Origin of the sequence: Streptomyces sp. NRRL S-646, from assembly GCF_000720765.1 — a bacterium.
GTDB lineage: Bacteria > Actinomycetota > Actinomycetes > Streptomycetales > Streptomycetaceae > Streptomyces.
The window spans coordinates 120,760-139,442 of sequence record NZ_JODC01000017.1; the positions used below are offsets into that span (position 1 = coordinate 120,760).

Annotated in this window: 16 protein-coding genes; 12 read left to right on the forward strand and 4 right to left on the reverse strand. The window is 66.6% G+C overall.

The features are described 5' to 3' along the window. Nucleotides 1-5: 5 nt before the first annotated feature. The 3 genes from IH68_RS0138180 to eccE form a co-directional block, all read right to left on the reverse strand. The gene (locus IH68_RS0138180) at nucleotides 6-2,744 is read right to left on the reverse strand and encodes an SCO5717 family growth-regulating ATPase (RefSeq protein WP_051833945.1); all 2,739 of its coding nucleotides are present in this window, start codon (nucleotides 2,742-2,744) and stop codon (nucleotides 6-8) included. A gap of 218 nt (nucleotides 2,745-2,962) precedes the next feature. Next, complete coding sequence (locus IH68_RS0138185) at nucleotides 2,963-3,808, reverse strand: hypothetical protein (RefSeq protein ID WP_030944964.1); 846 nt, start codon at nucleotides 3,806-3,808, stop codon at nucleotides 2,963-2,965. Next, nucleotides 3,808-5,133: a type VII secretion protein EccE gene (eccE, locus tag IH68_RS0138190; protein WP_030944967.1), complete on the reverse strand. Its 1,326-nt coding sequence runs from the start codon at nucleotides 5,131-5,133 to the stop codon at nucleotides 3,808-3,810. Before eccE ends, IH68_RS0138185 begins: the two co-directional genes overlap by 1 nt. Nucleotides 5,134-5,544: 411 nt before the next feature. On the opposite strand from eccE, the gene eccB reads away from it, so the two are divergent. The 11 genes from eccB (at nucleotide 5,545) to IH68_RS50645 (ending at nucleotide 17,118) form a co-directional block, all read left to right on the forward strand. Then, a complete protein-coding gene (eccB, locus tag IH68_RS0138195; RefSeq protein ID WP_030944971.1) occupies nucleotides 5,545-7,116 on the forward strand; it encodes a type VII secretion protein EccB in 1,572 nt (523 codons plus the stop codon). A gap of 259 nt (nucleotides 7,117-7,375) precedes the next feature. Further along, entirely contained in the window at nucleotides 7,376-7,687 is a 312-nt protein-coding gene (locus IH68_RS0138200) for a WXG100 family type VII secretion target (RefSeq protein ID WP_030944974.1), read from the forward strand. Nucleotides 7,688-7,775: 88 nt separating this feature from the next. Beyond that, nucleotides 7,776-8,060, forward strand: a complete 285-nt coding sequence (locus IH68_RS0138205) for a WXG100 family type VII secretion target (protein WP_030944977.1) — start codon at nucleotides 7,776-7,778, stop codon at nucleotides 8,058-8,060. A 344-nt stretch (nucleotides 8,061-8,404) separates the two neighbouring features. Beyond that, nucleotides 8,405-9,568, forward strand: coding sequence for a type VII secretion-associated serine protease mycosin (gene mycP, locus IH68_RS0138210; protein WP_234341741.1), 1,164 nt, complete (start codon nucleotides 8,405-8,407; stop codon nucleotides 9,566-9,568). Nucleotides 9,569-9,623: 55 nt separating this feature from the next. Further along, nucleotides 9,624-9,959, forward strand: coding sequence for a hypothetical protein (locus IH68_RS0138215; RefSeq protein ID WP_030944983.1), 336 nt, complete (start codon nucleotides 9,624-9,626; stop codon nucleotides 9,957-9,959). A gap of 41 nt (nucleotides 9,960-10,000) precedes the next feature. Beyond that, nucleotides 10,001-11,536, forward strand: a complete 1,536-nt coding sequence (locus tag IH68_RS52055; RefSeq protein ID WP_051833947.1) for a hypothetical protein — start codon at nucleotides 10,001-10,003, stop codon at nucleotides 11,534-11,536. A 206-nt stretch (nucleotides 11,537-11,742) separates the two neighbouring features. Beyond that, entirely contained in the window at nucleotides 11,743-12,993 is a 1,251-nt protein-coding gene (mycP, locus tag IH68_RS0138225; protein ID WP_234341742.1) for a type VII secretion-associated serine protease mycosin, read from the forward strand. Nucleotides 12,994-13,399: 406 nt separating this feature from the next. Next, complete coding sequence (mycP, locus tag IH68_RS54125; RefSeq protein WP_078912797.1) at nucleotides 13,400-14,695, forward strand: type VII secretion-associated serine protease mycosin; 1,296 nt, start codon at nucleotides 13,400-13,402, stop codon at nucleotides 14,693-14,695. 269 nt (nucleotides 14,696-14,964) lie between these two features. Further along, a complete protein-coding gene (locus tag IH68_RS56675) occupies nucleotides 14,965-15,267 on the forward strand; it encodes a hypothetical protein (protein WP_159403792.1) in 303 nt (100 codons plus the stop codon). A 19-nt stretch (nucleotides 15,268-15,286) separates the two neighbouring features. Further along, complete coding sequence (locus IH68_RS52060) at nucleotides 15,287-16,570, forward strand: putative T7SS-secreted protein (protein WP_051833948.1); 1,284 nt, start codon at nucleotides 15,287-15,289, stop codon at nucleotides 16,568-16,570. Between the two features lie 35 nt (nucleotides 16,571-16,605). Next, nucleotides 16,606-17,118, forward strand: coding sequence for a hypothetical protein (locus IH68_RS50645; RefSeq protein WP_030944995.1), 513 nt, complete (start codon nucleotides 16,606-16,608; stop codon nucleotides 17,116-17,118). Between the two features lie 73 nt (nucleotides 17,119-17,191). Here IH68_RS50645 and IH68_RS0138245 read toward each other — a convergent pair whose 3' ends face one another. After that, nucleotides 17,192-17,908 carry a hypothetical protein gene (locus tag IH68_RS0138245; protein WP_030944998.1) on the reverse strand — a complete coding sequence of 239 codons (717 nt, stop codon included), beginning with the start codon at nucleotides 17,906-17,908 and terminating at the stop codon, nucleotides 17,192-17,194. Between the two features lie 371 nt (nucleotides 17,909-18,279). Between IH68_RS0138245 and IH68_RS0138250 the strand changes: the two genes are divergently transcribed. Further along, nucleotides 18,280-18,633, forward strand: a complete 354-nt coding sequence (locus tag IH68_RS0138250) for a DUF4333 domain-containing protein (protein ID WP_030945001.1) — start codon at nucleotides 18,280-18,282, stop codon at nucleotides 18,631-18,633. Nucleotides 18,634-18,683: the final 50 nt, after the last annotated feature.

Consider the following 18,683-nt stretch of genomic DNA (forward strand, 5'->3'; position numbering starts at 1 on the left):
CCGTACTACTGCTGCTGGGTCCAGCCGGGCGGCACGACACCCTGCTGCGGCGGCTGTCCCTGCTGCGGGTCCTGGGGCGGCTGCTGCTGCCAGCCCTGGCCCGGGGCCGGCTGCTGCGGGGGCTGCCCCCAGCCCTGCCCCGGCTGCGGGGTGCCGCCGGGCTGGCCGTAGAGCTGCTGCTGGGGATCCTGCGGCGGGGGCGCGTACCCCTGCTGGGGCTGCTGCGGGTACTGCATGTTCGGGTTGCCGAAGCCCTGCTGGGTACGGGCGAAGTCCTCGGCGATGAGGGCTGCGAGATCGAAGTAGGCCTCGCGGGTCTTGGGCCGCATCATCTCGAGGTCCACCTCGGCGCCCGCCGCGAGGTGTTCGTCGAAGGGGATCACGACGACACCGCGGCAGCGGGTCTCGAAGTGCGCGACGATGTCCTCCACCTTGATCATCTTGCCCGTCTCGCGGACACCGGAGATCACGGTGACCGACCGCTGCACGAGATCGGCGAAGCCGTTCGCCGACAGCCAGTCGAGCGTGGTCGAGGCGCTGCTCGCACCGTCCACCGAGGGGGTGGAGATGATGATCAGCTGGTCGGCGAGGTCGAGGACTCCGCGCATCGCGCTGTAGAGCAGACCGGTACCCGAGTCGGTGAGGATGATCGGGTACTGGCGGCCCAGCACGTCGAGCGCACTGCGGTAGTCCTGGTCGTTGAAGGTGGTGGAGACCGCCGGGTCCACGTCGTTGGCGATGATCTCGAGGCCCGAGGGCGCCTGCGAGGTGAAGCGGCGGATGTCCATGTAGCTGTGCAGCTGCGGGATCGCCTGGACGAGGTCGCGGATGGTGGCGCCCGTCTCGCGCCGGACCCGTCGGCCGAGCGTGCCGGCGTCCGGGTTGGCGTCGATCGCCAGGATCTTGTCCTGGCGCTCGGTGGCGAGCGTGGCGCCGAGCGACATGGTCGTCGTGGTCTTGCCGACGCCGCCCTTGAGGCTGATCACCGCGATCCGGTAGCAGGACATCACCGGAGTACGGATCAGACCGAGCTTCCGCTCCCGCTCGGCCGCCTCCTTCTTGGCGCCGAGCTTGAAGCGCGAGGGGGCCTGGTTGTTCTTACGGGCCTTCGGCTGGTTGCGCAGCAGCCGGTCGGAGGAGAGCTCCACGGCGGCGTTGTAGCCGAGCGGGGTCCCCGGCGCGGCTTGCTGCTGCTGGGGCGCACCGGGTCCGGCCTGCGGGCCGGGCGGGGCCGTCCAGCCCTGGTTGCCGTACGCACCGGGTTGCTGCTGCTGAGGCGGCTGCGGCTGCGCCGCCTGCTGAGGCTGGGGCTGCGCCGGAGGCTGCTGCTGCGGTGCGGGCTGCTGCGGATAGCCGTAGCCCGGCTGCTGGGGCGGGTAGCCGTAACCGGCCTGCTCGGGCTGGGGCGGGTAGCCGTAACCGGCAGGCTGCGGCTGGCCCGGCTGGGCCTGCGGCGGTGCGGGCTGCTGCTGCGGCTGGGCGGCCGGGGGCTGCTGCTGCGGGTAGCCGTAGCCGGGGGCCTGGGGCTGGGGCTGCCCCGGCTGGGCCTGGCGCGGGTCGGCCGGTGCGGGCTGTCCGCCCTGCGCCGGGTATCCGGGCTGCGGCTGTGCCGGGCCGAACGCGCCCTGCGGCGGCGTCTGGTGGGCCGGCTGGCCCGGCTGCGGCTGGGCAGGGGGCTGGCCGGGCCCCTGCGGGTAGCCGTAACCGGCCGCGGCCTGCGGGTCCGGCTGCGGGACTCCCTGGCCGGGGTGTGCGGGTGCGAAGCCCTGCGGCAGCGGGGGAAGTCCCGGGGCGGCCTGGGGCTGGGTCGGGGCCTGCTGCCCGGTGGGCTGCGCCTGCGGAGGCTGCGGCTGAGCAACGGGCGGGGGCATGGGAGCGGCGGGCGCTGCCTCGGCCTCCGGTTCTGCTTGCGCCGTCGTCGGCGCGGGGGAGTCCGCCTCGGGCGCCGACTCGTCGGCACCGGCCGCGGACGCGGCGGGGTCACCGGACTCCGGCTCGTCGCCGTGCGGCTCCTCCGACTCGACGTCGTCGTCGCCGCCGAACAGACGGGCCGCCTCGGCGTCGGCGGCCGCATGGTTCAGCTCGGCCTCCGGCTGCTCGGGGGCGGCCGCCGCCGGTACGCCCGCCGCCGGGGTGGCGGTCTGGGCCGGGCCGCTCTGCGCGTCCTCGTCGACGGGGTGCAGTACGGGGAAACCGGGCGCGGCGGCCGCCGGGGTGGCCGGCGTCGGCTGCTGGGGCACAGCGGGCTGCTGCTGGGGCGCGGCAGGCGGCGCGGTGGGCGGCTGGCCGGTCTGGGGCGGTGCACCGGCGCCCGTCTGCTGGGGGTAGCCGTACCCGCCGGGCGTCGCCGCGGGGGCGGTGCCCGGCGCGGACTGCTGCGGCGGGAATCCGTAGCCGCCCGTGCCCTGAGCCGGAGCGGGCTGCGAGGGCTGGGCAGGCGGTACGGGCTGCTGCGGTGCGGCCTGGGCGGGCGGCTGTGCCGGGGCGGGGGCGGGTGGCGCGGGACGCTGCGGTGTGACGCCTGGGGGCCCCGTGGGTGCTCCGATGGGCGGCCCGCTCGGCGGCGGCGGAGATGTCCGCCCACCGTCCTGCTGGCCACCGGACGGGGAGCCACCCTGCGTGCTTTGGGCATACCAGGCGGGCGGCTCGTAGACGATCTCGAACTCGCCGGTGAGATCCACCTCGTGATCGTCCCCGTCCGAGGAAGGGCTGCCGCCGTTGTACTCGGACCGATCCCTGTTCACTGCTTGCCTCCTGGTCAGCCACTGCTGCTGAGCTGGTCGTCGTCGCGGCCGTGCGGACCGAGTGGCGAGTCCCACGCGACTGCGACCGTCACCGCACCACCAGAAGCCTAATCACTCACATGGCGGGACGGAAAAGCCCCCATGGGTGCGAACTCAACAGCCTCACGGGTGCGGCCGGTTCGCACCGTTCGCACCCTTCCCCCGGTGACGACGACGCGTCAGTCCATCCGTCGGGCCACGCCGAGCAGGCCCGTCTCCGCATCCGTGGGTTCGGTCATCACGAACTTGTGGTGCTTGCGGGTGCACCACAGGGCGGCACCTTCGTGCAGCGCAGGCAGGTGCTGCAGATGCTCGTTCGGGACGCCCAGGGTGTCGCGCACGACCTCGATCTCCTGCGGCGAGATGCGCTGGATGCCGACCAGCTGCGCCTGAGCCAGCCAGCGCGGCGCATGTTCGCTGACGTACGGCAGGACCGTCACCACGGCCTGCCACGGCACGGAGGTCACCCGCCCGCGCGGCGGGCGCACACCGCAGTCCCGGATCAGCACCACCGGACTCGACACGGACGGCCCCTGCGCGGGCACCCGGCCCACCGGATAGACCGTCACGCACTGCTGGCCGCCGCCCGCCGCCTGGGCCAACTGCTGCCAGACCTGCGGACGTCCGGTCTCGACGCCCACGCGCGCGCCCGTCGCGGCGGCGCGCAGCGCCAGCACCTGGGCGAGCCACAGACCACCCACGAGGACGACGTCGAAGGCGGTCGGCCGGGACAGCCCCAGCACGGCCGGCTGTGAGTCGGGGTCGGTGCCGATGAGCACACCGTCGTCACCGATGGGCATGCTGATCGCCGCGAGTTCGTCGGCGGTGACGACATGGCGGTTGCGGCGGGGCCCGCGCAGCCCGAACCCCGGGCTGACGATGCGCCGTTGCTGCTGCGGGGTCTCCGGCTGCCGGATGATCGGGATCATGCCGGTGTCGGTCGGCGAGGCCACGTGGGCCGGCGTCGTACGGCCAGGGGTGTGGCCCTGCTGTCCCGGAGGCATGGTCTGCGGGGGGTAGGACATCAGTAGGTACCTCCGAGCGGCAGAGTGGCGAGAGCACCGGGGACCTGCTCCCGGTCGAGACGGACCAGACCGGCCTTCGCGGCACTCGCGGCCCGCTCCAACTCCCGTCCCACCTGGCCGAGTTCACTGTCACCGCGGGCGGTGACCCGGATGTGCCCGGTGAGCGAGACACCTCGGTTCCCGGCCTTGCTCAGGGTCATGCTGAACGTCGTCGCCAGCACCGGCAGCGAGGTCAGGCGCGTGACCAGCTCGGGCAGCGCCACGCCGCCGTTGCCCAACTGCGGCCAGCGGGAGACCCAGTACGTCGTGTGGTAGCGGTCGTCGACCCGCCAGGACTTGACCGCCTCGACGGTACGGCGCTGGGAGGCGCGCCCGTCCTGGCCGTGCTGCGCGTTGGCGCGCGGGTTCAGGCAGCTGGACGTCGCCAGCGCCTGCACCAGCTCGTTCTCGTCCAGGATGGTCGCCTTGAAACCGGCGCCTGCCAGCCTGCTGGACAGCTGGTCCGCCACCCGCAGCAGCGCCTTCTGCGCCCCGGGAACCCCGTCCCCGCGCGCCTGCACCGCCTCCGGGCACAGCTCCGGGTCGAGCTTGAGGGCGACCCAGGTGAGCCGGAGCGCGGGCGAACCGGCCTGCGCCTGCAGGGGGCCGTACGAACGCGCGGCGAGCGACTGCGCGGGCAGATGCGGCGCGGGCGCCGGCTGGGTGTGCTGCACGACCTGCGCGGAGGCGAGCCGGATCCCGTCGACCTCCAGGGCGTCCTGGACCAGCCGCAGCGGCAGCTGGCGGTGGGCCGCCGCGGGGCGCAGCGGCTCGTCCGCCGGCTGCACGAAGAGGACGGCGGTCAGGAACGTCCCGTCGCCGATCATGCCGATCGAGCGGTTGTCACGGGAGACGAAGCCGTACGTCCGCAGGGCCGGGTCGCACTCCACGACCGGCGCGAGCATCGCATCGGTCCCCGGCGGTACCGGCAGCTTGGCGTCGCGTCGGCGCTGCCGCATCGCGCGCGTCGTCTCGTACCACTCGGGCAGCGGACGGCGTCCCCGGCGCAGAACCGCCAGAAGAAGCAGCAGCACCGCCACGGCGCCGGCCGGGGCCAGCAGCCAGGAGGTGTCGGCGGCCCAGGCGGCCAGCATGACCGCGGCCGCGAGCTCCACCAGGATGAGCTGCTGCAACCGCACCGGCCCCAGACCGCCGGGGCGGGGCAGCGTGCGCGGCGACGCGGCGGCGGGGGCGGCAGGAGCGGCCGATGTACGGCGTCTGTCGCCGGGCCCTCCCCGTTGCTGCTGTGCGCGGCGACCGCGCCGAGTGCTCGTAGCGCTGCTCATCCCCCGGGACATCCCTTTCGCGAAATATGTGGCCGCTCGCCGGGCCCGCAACATCCATTCAATGGGCCCACAACATCCATGTGGGCGGCTCACGGTACCCGCTGCGAAACGCCAGGCGACACACGGGACACCGAAACCCCAGGTGGCCAGCCTTTCACGGACCGGGCCCCGTTGGTGAAGCGCTGTGGTGAAGCTCTGTGAAGATGCGGGGTCGGCCCAACACCTGGTGAACCGGCGTCCCGTGGCGCAGGGCATAGTAGGTGCCTGCGCGACTGAAGTGCCTCTTGAGCACTGGCGATTCGGGCGAATTCGGGTGGTTCGAGCACGACCGGGCATCACGGGCACGGTCGGGCATGAACGAGCACGGCCGCGCAGTACACACGGCAGTACAAAACGGGAGAAACGGGGACCATGGCCAAGCGTCAGGACGAGCTCGCCGCCTACAACTTCGCTCGCAAGCGCACCGTCGCGGCGTTCCTGGCACCGTCGCCGGGCGGCTCGGAGGAAGGCGCACCGCGCCCCATGCGCACGGTGACGCCCAGTCTGGCGCTCGGCGTCGTCCTGGTGATCGGCTTCATCGCGTACGGCGTGATCAAGCCGACCGCGCCGGCGGGCTGGGACAAGCCCGGCGAGTACATCATCGTCGACAGCGACTCCACGACCCGTTACGTCGTCATCAACGACAAGACGTCGAACGGCAAGGAGGTCGCGACGCTGCACCCGGTCCTCAACTACGCCTCCGCCAAGCTCCTCCTCGACAAGGGCAAGGGCAGCGTCCTCGAGGTCCCCGGCAGCGAGATCGACAAGAGCAATCTCCCGCACGGCGCGACGATCGGCATTCCGTACGCCCCGGACCGCCTGCCCTCCAAGGACGACGCGGAGAAGGCGAAGACGTGGGCCGTGTGCGAGCGGCCGGCGCCGGGAGGGTCGGCCGACTCCATCGACCGCGCCGTCTTCGTCCTCAATGCCGCCGACGCCAAGACGCTGGACAATTCCGGCAAGGTCGACTCCGGCGAGGCGCTGTACGTCAAGGACAGCAAGACCGGGGCGCGTTACCTGATCGACCGCGCGGGCAACCGTTTCCTGCTCGGGGGACCGGGGCTCAACCAGACGACCATGGCGCAGCTGCTCTCGGCCGTCATCGGCCAGTCGGCCGAGCCGCAGCCGGTGAGCCAGGAGTGGCTGGCCACTTTCAACGACGCCGGGATCATCGCCTTCCCGACGGTCACGGGCGCGGGTGGGACGACCACGGCCAAGGGCCTGCCCTCCGGGGCGACCACGGTGGGCCAGGTGCTGGAGTCGGAGGACGCGCAGGGCAAGCAGTACTACGTGGTCCTCGGGGACAGGATCGCCTCCGTCACGCCGTTCGTCGCGGAGCTGCTCAAGCAGTCGCCCCAGGCCCAGGCGACCGGGGTCGCCAAGGTCCGCCAGAACGTCATCATCGCGGCCAACGGCGGCGCGGTGTACAAGTTCTACGCCGACAAGGGCTGGCCGCAGGACGTCCCGCACCAGGCCAACCCCGCGTCCACGGCGAACGGCCAGGCCCGCACCACCTCGTGCAGTGTCTACGACGGCACGTTCGGCGCCGACAAGAAGCCGCAGCTGGCCGCCTGGGCCGGAACGGCGTACCCGAAGAAGGTCGTCTCCGGTTCGGTGAGCGCCTACGTCTCCTCCGGCTCGGGGCTCCTGTTCAAGGAACTCACCGGTGTGGCGGGCGGCGGCGGCGCGCAGTACCTGCTGACGGACACGGGCCTGCGCTACTCGCTGCCGTCGAACAACGACAGCGCGGCGAAGGGCAACGGCGCCGGTTCATCCGCGTCGACCGCGTCGTCGCAGAGTGCGAGCGAGACGGACAAGGCGCGCACGCGGCTGGGCTACGAGGGCATCACCAACCCCGCGATGGTGCCGCAGACTTGGGCGGAATTCATTCCCAAGGGCCCGACGCTGGACACGGGCAGCGCCTCGCAGGAGCAGAGCCAGTGATCGTGGAATTCCTGTAGGCGGGTTGCCGGTTGAGGTCGGTGCCCCGCCAACGGGCAGGCCGGACCGGGTACTTGAGCGAGCCTGGGCCTGTTGATCACAAGATGATCGCTCAAGTGTGTGAGCCGTGTAACTGATTGGTCTTGCCTGTGGATGTGAGACAGGCTGACGATAGAGTGTTTGCAGCGCTCAACGGTGCGAAGCTTCTCCGGGCACCATCGCAGGTTTCCCGGATCAACGACGACATGGGGGAAGGTTCAACATGGCCGGCCAGTTCCGGGTAACAGAGGACGAACTCACCAAGCTCTCCGGTGACATCAGCACCGCGAACGGTCAGCTGCAGGGCGAGATCCGCCGCCTCAACGGAGTGATCGAGCAGATCGCCGGCGGCTGGAAGGGCCAGGCGGCCACGTCCTACCACCAGCTGCAGGAGCGCTGGAACCAGGACGCGAAGAAGATGAGCGACATCCTCAACGACATCAAGGAAGCCGTGGACTCCACGCGGAGCAACTACTCCGCGTCGGAAGAGCAGCAGAACTCCGAGATCAGCAAGATCATGTCGGACTTCGGCTGAGCCGTACCCCGGCTCCGACCGATCCACTGCCACTGATCCTGACCGATCCGAACGACTTCCTTACGACTCTTCCTGAAAGGGAACGACGATGTCGATCCTCGTCAATTACGCAACCATCACCAACGCCTCCACCGACGTGCGTACGACCGCCGGGCGCATCAAGCAGCAGCTCGACGACCTCGAGGCCGCGGTCAAGCGCGTCGCCGCCACCTGGGAAGGCGAGGCGCAGGAGGGTTACCAGCGCAAGCAGACCGAGTGGGACAAGACCGCTCAGGACCTGCACAACACGCTGCTGAAGATCTCCACGGCGCTGCAGAGCGCCGCCGAGAGCTACCAGTCCACCGAGAAGAGCAACGCCGCAAGCTGGGGCTGAGCCAGCCGGTGACCCGAGGCGCATGAGATGAAGAGAATCGGCCCAGCCGACGCCACGGCGTCAGCTGGGCCGTCCTCTGCTTCGGGGGCGTACACAGCAAATTCCGCAAATCTTCACACGCGTCATTCATCGCACTCGTCGATTGTCACACGCGTCCATCGTCACACTCGTCATCAGGACGTCCGGCATCGGTACGTCAAGGAAGCCCTGGGGGCCTGGACATGAGGGGCCTGAACGTGAAGGGCCGCAGAGCCCGTTCGCGTAGCCGCAACGACCGCAACAGTGGAACCCGCGCACTGCAGCGGGTTTTTGGCGTGCTTGCGGCAACCGGGATCTGCGTTGCGGTGGCACCGCCGGCGCTCGCATCCGACAGCCCTGGCTCCGGGGGCGCGAAGTTCGGCCTGGCGTCGAGCTCGGAGTGCGTCTTCGACGGCCCGGTCATCAAGTCCACGCCCTGGTCGCTCCAGCGGGTCCTCCTGGACCAGCTGTGGGGGCAGGCTACGGGCAAGGGCGTGACGGTCGCGGTGATCGACACAGGCGTGGACAGCTCGAATCCTCAGCTCAGCCGCGCCATGGCCGGCCCCGGGAAGACCTACGTCGGCGGCGGCGCGAACAAGGACCTCGAGGGACACGGCACCCGCGTGGCGGGCATCATCGCTGCCCGTCCGATGCACGGTACGGGCTTCGAAGGCATCGCGCCGGACGCCAAGATCCTGTCCTTCCGCTACACGGGCGGAGAGAACAAGCAGGGCAACTCGAAGACCATGGCCCAGGCGATCCACGACGCGTCCGTCTCGGGCGCGAAGATCATCAACATCTCCTCGGACACCGCGGACAAGCAGGACAACCAGGTACTCCGGGACAGCGTGGCGGCGGCCGTGAAGAGGGGCGCCCTGATCGTGGCGGCCGCCGGCAACGACGGAGCCGACGGCAAGTCCGCGGACACGTACCCCGCGTCCTACCCGGGCGTCCTGGCGGTCGCCGCCTCCGACCGCAACGACGAACGCGCCTACTTCTCACAGGCGGGCGACTTCGTGGACGTCGCGGCACCGGGCGTCGACATGGTCTCGACGGTCCCCAAGGGCGGCCAGTGCACTGCCGACGGCACGAGCTTCGCCGCGCCGTACGTCGCGGGCGTCGCAGCTCTGCTGAAGGAGAATCACTCGGGCTGGACGGCGGATCAGATCGCCACCCGGATCGAGCAGACCGCCCAGCGCCCGGGGCGTGGCCCGAACCGCTACATCGGCTGGGGCGTGATCGATCCGGTGGCCGCCCTGTCGGACGATTCGAAACCGGCGTCTTCACCGACCCCGGACCCGGCAGTGAAGGCCGGCTCTGGCGGGGTCGTTCCCATGGCTGTGACCATGGGGGAGAGCGAGGCGGAACGGGAGCGCCGGACAGCCATTTATGTGCTGGGGACGGGGCTTGCGGCGGTGCTGGTGGCTGCGGGGAGTGGGGTGGCTTTGCGGGACTGGCGGAGTCGGCGGGTTGGACGGGCTGGGCGATGAGCTGGGTTCTGAGTGGTGCTGACAACTTGAAGAACAGGGGAGAGGACAACGGGGTATGAGTAATGGAATGCGGGTTGATCTGAGCGCGCTGGATGAAGTCATCCGCAAGCTCAACGGCCTTCTCTCGGACATGGACAAGGCCAACACGAAGGCCAAGTACGAGACGGACATCCCGAGTACAGCGTTTGGCAGCATGCAGTTCCTGGAGTCGAACGAGCTTCACACCGCGCATGAGAAGCAGAAGGCCAGGATCGAAGGCATCATCAAGGCGCTGCACGGGCTGATCGACGACTTCAGCACGAGCACCTCGAAGGTCAGGGACAAGTACAGCAACCAGGAGCAGGCAAACGCGCAAGGTGTGAGTGCTACTCCCAAGGGCGCAGGCTACTAAGCGGTTCAGCGACCGGTCACTGACGGAGGGAATGTTCGAGGATGTACGGCGGCGAGTACTACAGCGCTGAGCAGATCAAGGCCCAGCAAGAGGCAGAGAAGCAGCGGATCAAGGACAAGCACAACGAAAAGCTTGAGTCGCTTCCCGATGGTGGAATGGGGGGCCCGGATCGCAGCAAGCTCGACACGCACTTCATGAAGATGGGCATCCCAGAGCTGCGTTCCATGATCCTGGACGCGGACCCCGACCGGATCTACGAGGTCAGCCAGCACTGGAAGTCGGTCCACAACATCCTGTCCGGTGGAGACGGTGACGGTAAGACCGGTGGCGTGGACTCGGTTTCCGCGAAGGACAGCGTCGCGGGCATGATGCAGAGCCATGTGGAAAACGTCCTCGAGCACTGGGAGGGCGAGGCGGCCGAGGCGTTCCGCAAGAAGGCCAACGAGATCATGGGGAACATCCGTAACGGCGCTGCGTGGGCCAATCACTATGGCGAGACCATGCACGCCGTCCAGAACGACCTGCGGAACTCCATTACCAAGATGCGGGACGTTAAGGAGCCGTCAGGTTGGGACAGCGCCTGGGACAAGCTCACGGACGACAACCGCAGTGATGAGCAGCTGCTGGCAGACATCAACAAGGGCGTGAGCACGGACGCCGCTCGTCAGGCGAACGCCGACTCCTTGTCGAAGGGCAAGGAAGAGCAGCTGAAGGGGGTGGCGATCATGGAGCAGCTGGGGGTCAATTACAAGGCTTACGCGGGCGGAACCTTCCGGGAGGACCCCAAACCGGACCCTTTCGCGCCCCCGAATCCCCAAACGCCGATGCCCACCCCCATTTCCATGCCGACTGCTAGCAGCCCGCGTCCAAGCGGCGGAAGCAGCACGACCAAGCCGTGGAGTGCTGGGCCGACGACGAGCATTAAGCCGACGCCTACGGTGCCCCGTGACCCTGGTATCACAGGAGGTTCGCAGCTTCCAACGGTCCCGACGGCCAAGACTAATGTGGACAGCATCTCCCCCGGCATGACTGGTCCTGGCCCCAGCACAGGCGTTGGCGGGCCCAGTGTCGGCGGTGGCGGCCTCGGCGGCTTTGGTACCGGTGGAGCTCAGAGCGTAGGTGGCCTGGCTGCTGGCGAAGCAGGTGGTCTCGCGGCTGGCGCTGCTGGACGCGGTGGCATTGGAGCCATGGGCGGTCGCGGTGGTCTGGCTGGTGGCGGGGCGGCAGCAGGCCGCGGTGCCGGAGGTCGAGCCGGTATGGGCGGCATGGGTGGCGGCGGTGCCGGCGCGGCTGGCCGAGGCGGAGCCAGTGCCGGCGGGCGTGGAGCCCTCGCTAGGGCCCGTGGCGGTGTGGTCGGTGCGGCCAAGGGGGTCGGCAAGGGTGCTGGCGGCGGTGCAGGGTTGCACGGCAGCCGGGGCGGAACGCAGGCCGGCGCAGCTGGCGGGGCGGGCGGCAAGGGGCGACGGTCCGAGAAAGAGAATAACCAGGGAGACCGTCCCGACTACCTGGTCGAGGACGAAGAAACCTGGATCTCGGAAGAGGACCGCAACCGGAACGTACCGCGGACCATCGAGTAAGCACGTAGGTGGGCCGGACGAATATTCGTTGTGTGCCCATATGAAGGCTGGTGTCCTCCAGTCATAGGTGAGTGAGGAGCAAGGAATTGGGTTTCAAGCGAGTCGGGTCCACGACTGGTGTCGTGGCGTTGACGGGAGCCTTGCTCCTCACATCAGCCCCAGTTGCCGCAGCAGACGCCGTCCGGGATGCGCAGTGGCCCTTGACGGTGTACAACGCCGAGAAAGTTTGGAAGACCTCGCAGGGGGCGGGAGTCACAGTTGCTGTAATTGACTCAGGTGTAGATTCCAGTCACCCGGATCTCACCGGACAAGTTCTCCCAGGTAAGGACTTCAGCGGCGCCGGAAAGCCACACGAAGATACTGTCGGGCATGGTACTGGAATGGCCAGCCTAATCGCTGGACACGGACATGGAGTAAATGGTTCCGAGGGCGTGATGGGTCTTGCGCCCAAAGCAAAGATTCTTCCGGTGCGGGTGAGTGGGGCTGAGCGGTCGGCAGATGATCCGACTGGGGGCAAGATTGATACTGCGGGTTGGACGGCTGGAGTCCGCTACGCGGTAGAGCACGGCGCCTCAGTAATCAACTTGTCACTCGACGATTCTTCCGCCTATCCTGGCTCAAAAGCCGCCAAGGCAATTGAATATGCGCAATCGCATAATGTCGTAGTCGTAGCGGCTGCGGGAAACGATGGAGGGACGGTCAATTATCCAGCCGCTCTCCCGGGCGTGGTGGCTGTCTCTGCTGTGGACAAGGGCCTCAACCCTTGGTCTAAGTCGAATACCGGGAAAGTCATCGTTGCGGCGCCCGGAGTGGAAGTCGCCCACGCCGACCCGACCACGAAAAGTGGTTACACGGTGGGAGACGGAACATCTGACTCCACAGCCTATGTATCAGCCATCGTCGCACTCTTGCGCTCCAAGTACCCCGACCTGACCGCAGGTCAGATCGTCAACCGTCTGATCAAGTCGGCGTCCTTCCTGAACAACACAGGTAAGAAGGCCCCCGATAGTGAATTGGGCTACGGCATCGCCCGCCCAGGTTCTGCCCTGACGATGGACATCCCCAAGGGTTCCAAGGAAGGCCCCCTGGCCCAAGCGTTGCCATCCACGTCCACGGAGTCCGGCGCTGCCTCCGCGGGCAACAACAGCACGAGCCAGGCGAAGGATAAGAAGCACTCCTCCTCCGGCGGCATCCTCCTCATCGCCGGCATCGCAGCCGCCGTGGTCGTCATCGGCATCGTCTTCGCAGTAATCCGCAGCCGCCGAAACCGCGGCAACGGCGGCCCCGGCAACGGCGGCGGAATGCCCCCGCACGGCGCGGGCTACCCGCCCCAGCCCCCGACGGGCTACCAGCCGTACCCCAACACCCCGCCCAACCAGGGCTACCCCACGCCTCCTGGCCAGTCCCCGCAGCACCCCAACCCTTACGCCCAACAGCCCCCGCACCAAGGCCAGTAAGAGCAACTCACCACATCAGCGGGGGAAGACGGTGCTCGTCCGTCACGGTCCGAGTACTGCTGGTAGTGCTCCCAATGCCATCGGGATGCGCCACAGCTCGGTGCGGCTTGGCGAAGGCGGTCCAGGCAGTTGGCGCTCCTTGGGGCGAGGCGGCAGTGGCCTAGTTGGGCCGGGCGCCGAGCCAGGTCTACCCACAGGGGAGGCTTTGCAAGGGCCCTTCGTTGATGGGCGGCGCAGCCAGCCGGCCCGACTGCCCGAGGCGGAGCCAGTGCGGCCGGTCGTGGGGCCCCATGAGTGCTGTTCCGCCGTAAAGGCTAGTGGAACCAATTTTAGTTGAGATAGGAACAAGGGATTGAGTGTCAAGCGATTCTGGTCCACGACAGGAGTCGCGGCGTTTACAGGAGCCTTGCTCCTCACCTCGGCTCCCACTGCGTCAGCCGATTACATCCGAGACAAGCAGTGGGTTATCGACGTCATCAACTTCAAGAAAGTCTGGTCAGAGTCACAGGGGCAAGGTGTCACGGTTGCGGTCCTTGATAGCGGAGTAGACGGAAGCCACCCTGATTTGACCGGGCAGGTGTTGAAGGGTAAGGACTTCTCTGGGAGCGGCGGAGACGCCCAGGACGACACTGACGGTCATGGCACCGGCATGGCAAGCATCATTGCAGGTCATGGACACGGACCAAATAACTCTGCAGGCGTGATCGGCTTGGCACCCAAGGCCAAGATTCTGCCGATTAAGGCCGGAGACAAGGGCGTTGGTGACGAGTGGCCATCCGGGGTCCGCTATGCAGTAGATCACGGGGCATCGGTAATCAATATGTCATTCATTGATTCTTCTGCCGGACCTGGTTCGGAGGCGGCCGAGGCCGTCACGTATGCCCAACAGCACGACGTTGTTGTCGTGGCCGGTGTGGGAAATGATGGAATTGCCGGTATCGAATATCCCGCTAAATTGCCTGGCGTGGTAGCGGTGGGTGCCGTTGACGAGTCACTCAATCTCTGGTCTAACTCAAATTTCGGTAACGGAGTTACGCTTACAGCTCCCGGAGTGAACATCGTAGGGGCCGACACGGGCTATTCTAATGGCTACGCAAAAGCTGATGGCACATCCGACGCGACTGCCTATGTTTCCGCCACCGCGGCCCTCATCCGCGCCAAATACCCTGACCTCACCGCTGGCCAGGTCATCAACCGCATGATCAAGTCAGCCACCTTCCTCACTCATGGCGTCAAGAAGGTGCCTGACGAGAAGTACGGCTACGGAATCATCCGCCCGTACGCGGCGCTGACAAGGAATATTCCCAAGGGGCCCACGCAAGGCCCGCTCGCCCAGGCGTCGCCGTCCACGGCTGCGAGTACTGACGCCGGCAACGACAGCACGAACCAGGCCAAGGAAAAGAAGGGATCCTCCTCAATGGGCGCCATCGTCCTTCTTGTCGGCGTTATCGGCCTCGGAGCCGTCATCGCCGTCGTCGTCTTCGCCGTAACTCGCAGTCGTCGCAACTTGGTGAACCGCAGCCCTATCAGCGGGCCCTACCCGCAGAACATGGGCTACCCGCCACAGCAAGCGATGCCGTCGACCACTCAACCCCCGTACTCCTCCCCAGTCGCCAATCAGCCATATGGATACCCCTCTCCTCCTGCACAGCCACCACAACACCCCAATCCCTACACTCAGCAGCCCCCGTACGGGCAGTGAGGCTTCTTCGTAGCCACGCGGCAGCGCGACGGGGTCGGCCAGTCGCTGGTGAATCTGATGCGTCATCGGTGCTTTGAGGTGCGCCAAGCTTGAGGATGGCTGTGCCGCCCGAATGTGCTTCCTATCTGTACAGCCTCGACGCCCGAGGTTTGGAGTTGAGGTGAAGGGGTGGTGGGGGCCGCGAGTATGTGCGCGATCTTGGTGGTAGTGTTCATCAGATTGCTGCCAATTCGTCTGCGTGCAGGCGGAGTTGAAAAGGGGATCTCGCGGTGACTGATCTCGAAGTAGACCCCGAGATCCTTAAAAAGGGTGCTTCGAACATTCTCGAGTGTCTGACGCCGGTCGAAAAGGTCGACCTCGGGCCGCTGGCCAAGCAAGGTTCCTCGTTCGGTGCCGACGCGGCAGCCTCGGCATTGGCGACATTCAGTGCGACGTGGCAGTCGGGCGCAGGGTTCCTCGCCAACTGTGCAGCGACCTTGGCCGAGGGACTGAATTCGGCTAGCAACAACTATGCGAAGACGGATGACAACATTCGTGACGCGGTGAATTCGGTTAAGTCGGACTTGGGTTAGGGACAGGGGATCCATATTCATGGCTGCCGCACTCGGGGAGACGACCGACCCGAGGGAGCTCATCCCGGGAGACGTCGAAAAGCTGGGCCAGCTTGCCACCGACCTTACGAACTGGTCGGACAAGTTCAACGGAATTGGCGATGGTCTGCATGGGTTGCGCATCCCGGGCTGGACCGGTCAGGCAAGCGACGTCTTCTGGCCCACCCTGTCCAAAGAGAAGACCAACTGGTACCTCGCTGCTGACGCGATGTCGGGGGCAGCCACTGCTGTCACCTCGTATTCCTCCATGCTGAGCTGGGCGCAGCAGCAGGCGGCGACAGCGATCGAGCAATGGGCGGGCGGGCAACAAGACTCGGCAGAAGAGGTGCTGAAATCTGCGCGCCAGCACCTTCAGCACGAAGCCGAGGCCTTGGCTGAGAAGCTCGACGACCTGGCGGGGGGTGCCTCTGACAGCCCTGACTGGCTTGCGAAGGCCAGGGACGAGGTGGATGCGGCTGCTGAGTCATGGGCCAGTAAGCACGGAGTCGGCAAATCTGCCGCTTCTCCCAACGCATGGGCCTGGGAGAAGGAGAAGTGGCGGAAAGACGGTCGCTGGGGCCGTACGCAAAAGGAGTGGGGCAAGGACGCCGAGGGCAACTGGTACATCCGTGATAAACCGGAGTCCGAGGACGCGCCCCGCAAAGGGGTCGGAGTCAAGGTCAAGCTCGCCGAGTGGACAGGCGAAGCCAAGGTCTGGTCGGCAGAGGATGACTGGAGGGCAACGGCGGGGGACGTCAAGTTTAAGGGTGCAATGGGCGTTGCCGCCCTAGGGGTGGACGGCTCCATTGGTTCAAGCTTCGCAAATGGGCAGCTGCAGGCCGGTGCTTCGGGGAGCGCATATTTGGCACAGGCCTCCGCGAGCGGCAGTGCGGAATATGGGCCCGCCTCAGGCAAGGCCGAGGCAAAGGGCTTTGTGGGCGGCGAAGCCTCGACGAACGTTTCTGCCGGCAAGGACGGACTGCACGCCGGGGCAGAGGCGTTCGCTGGAGCCAAGGCCACAGGGTCGGTTTCCGCTGACGTCGGAGGTGTCGGCGCCGGTGTCAGCGGTGAGGCCTGGGCCGGGGTGGGTGCCTCCGCCAGCGCCGACTTCGGCATGAAGGACGGCAAGTTCACCATCGGTGGAGAGTATGGCCTCGGCCTGGGCCTCGGCGCCAAGGGAGCTGTCGATGTCACCATCGATCCCGGCAAGGTGGTCGACTCGGTCGATCATGTGGCTGACGCGGTGGGTGAAGGTTGGGACAGCACGGTCGGCAGTTGGTTTTAGCCTGAGCTGAGGCTCATCAAGGAAGTGGATTCACGATGGCCACCACGTTGCCGATCAAGATCTCATTCTCCCTGCCGGACGGCTGGCAGGCCGCTCCGCCGGATGAAGTGGGGGCGCCCGGCGTAGCTTTCGTCGCACTCCACCCCGCCTCCAGGGACGAGTTCACGGCGAACATCACCATCGCTGGGCGGATGCGCAACGACAGCGCGAGCCTCTGGCAGATCGCCGATGAGTCGGTGCGGCGACTGGAGCAGGCGGGGCCTGTAGAGGTCGTCAAGAAGAGAGAAGTCGGCACTGCGGTTGTCCCGGGCTTGACGGACTCCCCAGGCGTGGTTCAGAACCTCCGCCTCTCCACCACCTTGAGGGGAGAACCTCTGGAACTACTCCAGAGCCAGGTTTACCTCGGCCTGGAGGACGTCAAGGACCCGGCGAAGCGTGTCGTCCTCGAAGTTTTCCTTACTGCGAAGCCGAGCCAACTCGGCCAGGTCATTGAGGACTTCAAGGCATTCATCAGGACGGTACGCCCGGCTGACGAAAATTCCGCCTAACGGAATCCTCGACGTCAGAGTGCCCCTTGCCCCGGTGAACCTCAGGCTCCGTGGCCAGGGGCACTCTGGTTTTTCAGGCAGCAGTCCAAGCCTGTGCCGGAATCCGGTCGAGCACATCGCACAGGTAGTTCAACTTCTCATCGACAGCCTCTGGAGCGAGGGTGCCCGTGTACCATGTGAACAATTCGTTGTCACGCAATTGAAGTGGGGACTTCTTAGCTTGAGGATGTGCGAGTAGAAAGGGCACCACGCCAGCACTCAAGGCATTCCGGACAAAGGTTTCGTCCTCGGCAACGACCCGAAATCCCTCATCAAATTCCGGCACGCCGAGCGGCATCCTGGGCCGTCGGTCGAGCATCGCGTCCAGCTTGCTCGGTTGGAGTACCTCGACAGACGGCCCCGAGCCAGGAGCCGTGACAACGAAGACGCTCTCGATGATGGGCCGCTTACGCTCTGCAGCTTCACCGCCCGACATGGGACTGTTGTAGCGATGCTCGAAGTATTTGAAGGAACGACCACGGAACTCACCCGTGGTGTAGTGCCAGGCGCTCAAATTCTCGCCTCGGCTGGGCATGGGTCCCACGCCGCAATACTGGTCGACCTCCCCTCTCGCGCGTGCTGTGTATGTCCAGTCGCGTTCTGAGGCGATCTGTGCGAGCTTCTTCCATCCGTCCCTGATGCGTGCTTCCTCCTTGTGTCCGCGCACGAACATCCTGATCACGAAGGTGAACATGCCTACGATGAAGGCGAAGAAGAACACCTTCACCAGAATCCCTACCAGTAGCTCCATGATTCAAGATTATGACGGACGCGAGACTGTAAACGAGATGGGGATGCACCCGAACTCGGCCGACGCGCCGGGTGACAACATGACATAGTTCCTATTCGCGAGTGAGCCGAATCACAGGGGTGTTGACGCGGGTGGACGTATGCGCCTCGCCCTCGGATCTGGGCCGCAGTCGTTGATTGCTCCCGTTTGCCCATCACTGGTGGAGATTACTTGTAGGTGAAGCGAAGGGGTCATGGTGCTGTGTCGGTTACCCGGGTGGGCTGATATATGCCGTCATGGCGGCCTGTGCTTCTCTGGCTCGTATTCGGAGTGGTCCTGTCAACTATGCTTCCTGTGACGCTTTACCTTGATCACAAGAAATGGAACCCATCATGGCCGCAGCTCGCTTGTCCGCCGCAACTTGGGGTATTTCGGCAGTGGCCGTTGGCGCATTGCTCGTCGGCTGCTCGGCCTCGGTCGACGTTGGAAAGTCCGAGCCGAAGCTGTCTGCGGACAAGTTGGCAACCACCGTCGCCGAAAGGCTCGCCGCCACGACGGGTCAGCCCAAGCCAAACGTCACCTGTCCCGAGGCCCTGACCGGGAAGGTTGGTAACACCACCCGCTGCACACTCAAAGCGAACGACGGCAGCACTTTGGGCGTGACGGTCAAGGTTTCCTCAGTCGACGGAGACAAGATCAACTTCGACATCAAGGCCGACGATACGGCTTCTCCGGCTGCGAACTGACAACTGAGTATTGCCACCTGCTGTCGCGTAGGTAGAGGTCGCCTGTGAGG

Bases quoted from the DNA above. Each gene is read 5' to 3' on its own strand.
- IH68_RS0138185 (WP_030944964.1), bottom strand. From the start codon at position 3,808: ATGTCCTACCCCCCGCAGACCATGCCTCCGGGACAGCAGGGCCACACC.
- eccE (WP_030944967.1), bottom strand. From the start codon at position 5,133: ATGAGCAGCGCTACGAGCACTCGGCGCGGTCGCCGCGCACAGCAGCAA.
- eccB (WP_030944971.1), top strand. From the start codon at position 5,545: ATGGCCAAGCGTCAGGACGAGCTCGCCGCCTACAACTTCGCTCGCAAG.
- IH68_RS0138200 (WP_030944974.1), top strand. From the start codon at position 7,376: ATGGCCGGCCAGTTCCGGGTAACAGAGGACGAACTCACCAAGCTCTCC.
- IH68_RS0138205 (WP_030944977.1), top strand. From the start codon at position 7,776: ATGTCGATCCTCGTCAATTACGCAACCATCACCAACGCCTCCACCGAC.
- IH68_RS0138215 (WP_030944983.1), top strand. From the start codon at position 9,624: ATGAGTAATGGAATGCGGGTTGATCTGAGCGCGCTGGATGAAGTCATC.
- IH68_RS52055 (WP_051833947.1), top strand. From the start codon at position 10,001: ATGTACGGCGGCGAGTACTACAGCGCTGAGCAGATCAAGGCCCAGCAA.
- IH68_RS52060 (WP_051833948.1), top strand. From the start codon at position 15,287: ATGGCTGCCGCACTCGGGGAGACGACCGACCCGAGGGAGCTCATCCCG.
- IH68_RS50645 (WP_030944995.1), top strand. From the start codon at position 16,606: ATGGCCACCACGTTGCCGATCAAGATCTCATTCTCCCTGCCGGACGGC.
- IH68_RS0138245 (WP_030944998.1), bottom strand. From the start codon at position 17,908: ATGGAGCTACTGGTAGGGATTCTGGTGAAGGTGTTCTTCTTCGCCTTC.
- IH68_RS0138250 (WP_030945001.1), top strand. From the start codon at position 18,280: ATGGCCGCAGCTCGCTTGTCCGCCGCAACTTGGGGTATTTCGGCAGTG.